We start from the raw sequence: 640 nt of genomic DNA on the forward strand, positions 1-640 counted from the left end.
CTATACGTCGGGTTCGACGGGGCTGCCGAAGGGTGTGCAGGCCACGCATGGTGGTCTGGCGAATCTGGTGGTGGCGTTGGGTCCGGCGTTGGCGGCGGGTCCGGGTGTGCCGGTGTTGCAGTTCACGTCGTTCAGCTTTGATGCGTCCGTGCTGGATGTTGCCGTGACTCTGGCCTCGGGAGCCACGCTGGTCGTGGCGGGTGCCGCTGAGCGCGCGGACGCAAGGCAGTTGGTGCGGCTGGTGCGGGAGTCCGGTGTGCGGTCGGCGAGTGTGGTGCCGTCGTTGCTGGCGGTGCTGGATCCGGTGGAGTGGGCCGGGGTGTCGTCGATGGTGGTGGGGTCGGAGGCGTTGTCGGCGGAGCTGGCGGGGGTGTGGTCGCGGGGTCGGGAGCTGGTGCATGCCTATGGGCCGACGGAGTCGACGGTGATCGTGTCGACGGCGCGGGTGGATGGGTGTGGTGCGGTGGTGCCGATCGGGCGGCCGGTGGTCAACAGCCGGTTGTTCGTGCTGGATGAGCGGCTTGTGCCGGTTCCGGTGGGTGTGGTGGGTGAGTTGTATGTGGCGGGTGCGCAGGTGGCGCGTGGTTATGTCGGCCGGCCTGGTCTGACGGCGGAGCGGTTTGTGGCGTGTCCGTTCGGT

1 protein-coding gene is annotated in these 640 nt (G+C 68.9%); it reads left to right on the forward strand.

Features of this window, described 5'->3' with window-relative positions:
- Window positions 1–640 (forward strand): AMP-binding protein (locus tag H0H10_RS02310; protein ID WP_188179089.1); only part of this gene is annotated, 640 nt, incomplete at both ends.

The organism is Streptomyces griseicoloratus, from assembly GCF_014534645.1.
Classification (GTDB): Bacteria; Actinomycetota; Actinomycetes; order Streptomycetales; family Streptomycetaceae; genus Streptomyces; species Streptomyces griseicoloratus.